The organism is Mesorhizobium sp. M8A.F.Ca.ET.021.01.1.1 (genome assembly GCF_003998025.1).
In the GTDB taxonomy this organism is placed as follows: domain Bacteria; phylum Pseudomonadota; class Alphaproteobacteria; order Rhizobiales; family Rhizobiaceae; genus Mesorhizobium.
This window is the reverse complement of the sequence record NZ_RZSJ01000570.1, coordinates 1-3,876: the sequence shown is the minus strand read 5'-3', so window position 1 is coordinate 3,876 and position 3,876 is coordinate 1. Positions and strand designations below refer to the sequence as shown.

Here is a 3,876-nt window from a genome sequence, read left to right as displayed (position 1 = left end):
CTTCAATACCAAGGATACCTATCCCGAGCAGAAGCTCGACAATGATCTGTGCCAGGCGGTCGTCACGCGAGGTGGCCGCACGATCTATCTGCGCGGCCAATGCCCGCAGGATCTCGACACCGCCAAAAACATCGGCAGCCACGATCCGGTCGAGCAGACCCACAAGGTCATGCAGAACATCAAGCAGCTCATCGAGGAATGCGGCGGCACGATGGAGCATCTGGTCAAGGTGGTGATCTATCTGACAGACGTGCGCCATCGCGAAGCCGTCTACCGGACGATGGGCGAATACATCAAAGGCGTGCATCCGGTTTCGACCGGCCTTGTCGTATCGGCCTTGGCGCGGCCGGAATGGCTGGTCGAGATCGACGGCACCGCCGTAATCCCGGATGATGCACAGCCATCATCCCGGACTAGGCCATGACCTTCTCGATAGTAGCGCGCTGCCGGCGCACGGGCATGTTCGGGGTGGCGGTATCCTCGTCGTCTCCCGCCGTCGCGGCACGCTGCGCCTATGCGCGGGCCGGCGTCGGCGCGGTTGCCAGCCAGAACGTCACGGACCCGACGCTCGGGCCACGGGCGCTGGAGCTGATGGCGCGAGGTGCCTCCGCCGCTGAAGCCGTCGCGATTCTGAAGCGCACGGCCGCTTTTAGCGAATACCGGCAGGTGCTGGCGGTCGACGCGGCCGGCGGCAGCGCAATCCATTCGGGACCGAAAGCACTCGGCATCTGGGCCGAGGCGCGCGGCGAGGATGTCGCCTGCGGCGGCAATCTGCTTGCCAGCGACAGGGTTCCGCAAGCCATGGTCGACGCCTTTCTCGCCTCCGAAGGCGATCTCGGCGACCGGCTGATCGCCACCATGCGGGCCGCGCTCGATGCAGGCGGGGAGGCGGGACCTATCCGCTCCGCCGGCATGAAGCTGGTGCGCGATGTTTCATGGCCGGTCGCGGACCTGCGTTGCGACTGGACCGAGTCGTGTCCGATCGAGCAGCTGGCGGCGCTGTGGGAGATCTACAAGCCCCAGCTCGACGCCTATGTCACGCGCGCTCTCAATCCGTCCGGTGCGCCGAGCTATGGCGTTCCGGGTGACGAATAGTCCGACATCTGGAGCCGGCATGAGCGAACTCAGTCATAAGGATTGGATCGGCAAGGCGTCGGCGATCCGCTTTCGCGACAGGGCGTTCATCGACGGCAAGGCGGTGCCCGCACGCTCCGGCCGGACCTTCGCCAGCATCAATCCGGCCACGGGCGCAACGCTCGCCGAGGTCTCCTCCTGCGGCGAAGAGGACATCGACCTCGCAGTCGCCGCGGCGCGGCGCAGTTTTGAGGCTGGCGTCTGGTCGCGAACCAGCCCTCAGCATCGCAAGCACGTGCTGCTGCGGCTGGCGGAATTGCTGCGCGAGAACCTGCAGGAGCTCGCGCTGCTGGAATCACTGGACATGGGCAAGCTGGTCAAGGATGCAGCGACAATCGACGTGCCGGGGTCGGCGGCGATCTTCCAGTGGTACGCCGAAGCGATAGACAAGGTCTATGACGAGGTGGCGCCGACGGGCCGGGGCGACCTCGCTTTGGTGCGGCGTGAGCCGCTTGGGGTCGTGGGCGCCGTCGTGCCGTGGAACTTTCCGCTCGACATGGCGACCTGGAAATGCGCGCCAGCGCTGGCGGCGGGCAATTCGGTGGTGCTGAAACCCGCCGAGCAATCGCCATTCTCGGCGCTCAGGCTGGCCGAGCTTGCCATGGAAGCGGGCCTGCCCGCCGGCGTTCTCAATGTGGTGCCTGGCCTCGGCGAGACGGCTGGCCAGGCGCTTGGCCGCCACATGGATGTGGATTGCCTTGCCTTCACGGGGTCGACCGCTGTCGGCAAGATGTTCCTGCAATATTCCGGCCAGTCGAACATGAAGCAGGTCTGGCTGGAGACCGGTGGCAAGAGCCCCAATCTGGTGTTCGCGGATTGCGGCGATCTGGATGCGGCCGCCGACATGGCCGCCTTCGGCATCTTCTTCAACCAGGGACAGGTATGCTCGGCCAATTCCCGGCTGCTTGTGGAACGCGGCATCAAGGATGCGCTGGTCGAGAAACTGGCAGAGCGCGCAACCGCGACCCAGCCCGGCGATCCTCTCGACCCAGCATCCAGGATGGGTGCGATGGTGGACGCGCGCCACGCCGCGACAGTCATGCGTTTCATCGATGGCGGCAGGAAGTCAGCACGGCTGGTGGCCGGCGGCGACCGGGTCGCCGTCGACGGGCGCGGCAGTTTCGTGCAGCCCACGATCTTCGACAACGTGTCGCCCGACGACCCGCTTGCCCGCGACGAGATCTTCGGTCCGGTCCTGTCGGTGATCGCCTTCGACACCGAAGACGAGGCGCTTAGCATCGCCAACGATAGTGTCTACGGCCTGGCTGCATCGCTGTGGACCGACAGCCTGTCGCGGGCGCATCGCCTCGCGGAAAGGCTGCGCGCGGGCACGGTTTCCGTGAATACCGTCGATGCGCTGAGCCCGATGACTCCCTTCGGCGGTTTCAAGCAGTCCGGTTTCGGGCGCGACCTGTCGCTGCACGCGCTGGACAAATACACCGCGCTGAAGACCACCTGGATCAAGTACTGAGGAGTGGCCGCGACTTGATCACCAGCCGCAAACCGGCAACATAGAACCATGCCGCTCCGCTTTACGCTCAGACAGCTCGAATATTTCGTCGCCGTTGGCGAAGCGGGTTCGATCGCCAAGGCGGCCGAGCAGGTGAACGTCTCGCCGCCGTCGATCTCGGCGTCGATCGCCCAGCTCGAAGCCGAGTTCGGTGTCCAGCTTTTCGTGCGCAAGCACTCGCATGCCCTGGCGCTCACCGCGGGCGGGCGCCTGTTCCTCAAGGAAGCCGCGCGCCTGCTCAACGACGCCGACGCGCTGCACGACATTGCCGGCGACATCGCCGAAAAGGTGCGCGGACCGCTGGCGATCGGCTGCCTGCTCACTTTCGCGCAGATCGTGCTGCCGGCGCTGCGCAAGAAATTCGAGGATGCCTATCCCGATGTGCGCGTCCGGCAATTCGAACGCAACCAGGGCCAATTGTTCGAGATGCTGCAGCGTGGCGAGATAGACGCCGCGCTGACTTACGATCTGGAGCTGTCGCAGGACATGACCTTCGAGCCGCTGATGCAGTTGCCGGCCTATGTGATGCTTCCGGCCGCGCATCGCCTGGCGGCGAAGGCAGGCATCACCCCCGAGGAACTGGTCGATGAGCCGATGGTGCTGCTCGATCTGCCCTACAGCCGCGAATACTTCCTGTCGGCTTTCCAGCCCAGGGGTCTGCGGCCAAAGATCGTCGAGCGCACCGGCGACATCGCCGTGATGCGCTCGATGGTTGCCAATGGCTTCGGCTACGGCATCGCCAATATGCGGCCGCTCAACACCATGTCGCCGGACGGAAAATTGCTGGTCTTCGTGCCTTTGCTGGGCGACCTCAGGCCGCTGACCATAGGAATTGCCTTGCCCAACGCCGAGCATCGCACGCTGACGGTGCAGGCCTTCATCGACCACTGCCGCCGCTTCGTCGTCGAGCAGGGCGTCTTCGGCACCGAACGCATCGTGAAGTGAGGGCTGCCATTCGCATCACGGCGAGCCGTCCGTGAGCCGTTCCAGCAATCTGTCCAGCATCCCGTCGCAACGCCGCAGCTGTTCGACGCTGACAAATTCATCCGGCTTGTGTCCCTGCGCCATCGAGCCCGGCCCACAGACGACGGCAGGCGTGCCGAGATCGCGGCTGAACAAGCCGCCTTCCGTGCCGAACGCGACTTTCATCGTGTCGTTGGCACCAGTCAGCGATTTGACGAAAGCCACCGCCGCCGATGCGGCCGGCGTGTCGAGGCCCGGATAGGTATTGG

General features: G+C 65.1%; 5 protein-coding genes. 4 read left to right on the top strand and 1 reads right to left on the bottom strand.

Translation table 11 applies throughout. The annotated features are described in order from the left end of the window. From EOA36_RS29945 to EOA36_RS29930, 4 genes are all read left to right on the top strand, one after another. The coding region (locus EOA36_RS29945; protein ID WP_145969378.1) for a RidA family protein at positions 1-424 on the top strand (424 nt) is incomplete at its 5' end. Then, complete coding sequence (locus EOA36_RS29940) at positions 421-1,095, top strand: DUF1028 domain-containing protein (RefSeq protein ID WP_127280565.1); 675 nt, start codon at positions 421-423, stop codon at positions 1,093-1,095. The genes EOA36_RS29945 and EOA36_RS29940, both read left to right, overlap by 4 nt. 19 nt (positions 1,096-1,114) lie before the next feature. After that, a complete protein-coding gene (locus tag EOA36_RS29935) occupies positions 1,115-2,605 on the top strand; it encodes an aldehyde dehydrogenase (protein ID WP_127280564.1) in 1,491 nt (496 codons plus the stop codon). Positions 2,606-2,653: 48 nt separating this feature from the next. After that, a complete protein-coding gene (locus EOA36_RS29930) occupies positions 2,654-3,589 on the top strand; it encodes a LysR family transcriptional regulator (RefSeq protein WP_015316459.1) in 936 nt (311 codons plus the stop codon). A 15-nt stretch (positions 3,590-3,604) separates the two neighbouring features. On the opposite strand, the gene EOA36_RS29925 is transcribed toward EOA36_RS29930, so the two are convergent. Next, on the bottom strand, positions 3,605-3,876 hold a 272-nt coding region (locus EOA36_RS29925; RefSeq protein WP_127280563.1), incomplete at its 5' end, for a M20/M25/M40 family metallo-hydrolase.

Excerpts from the sequence above, each read along its gene's own strand:
- EOA36_RS29940 (WP_127280565.1), top strand. The coding sequence starts at position 421 with ATGACCTTCTCGATAGTAGCGCGCTGCCGGCGCACGGGCATGTTCGGG.
- EOA36_RS29935 (WP_127280564.1), top strand. The coding sequence starts at position 1,115 with ATGAGCGAACTCAGTCATAAGGATTGGATCGGCAAGGCGTCGGCGATC.
- EOA36_RS29930 (WP_015316459.1), top strand. The coding sequence starts at position 2,654 with ATGCCGCTCCGCTTTACGCTCAGACAGCTCGAATATTTCGTCGCCGTT.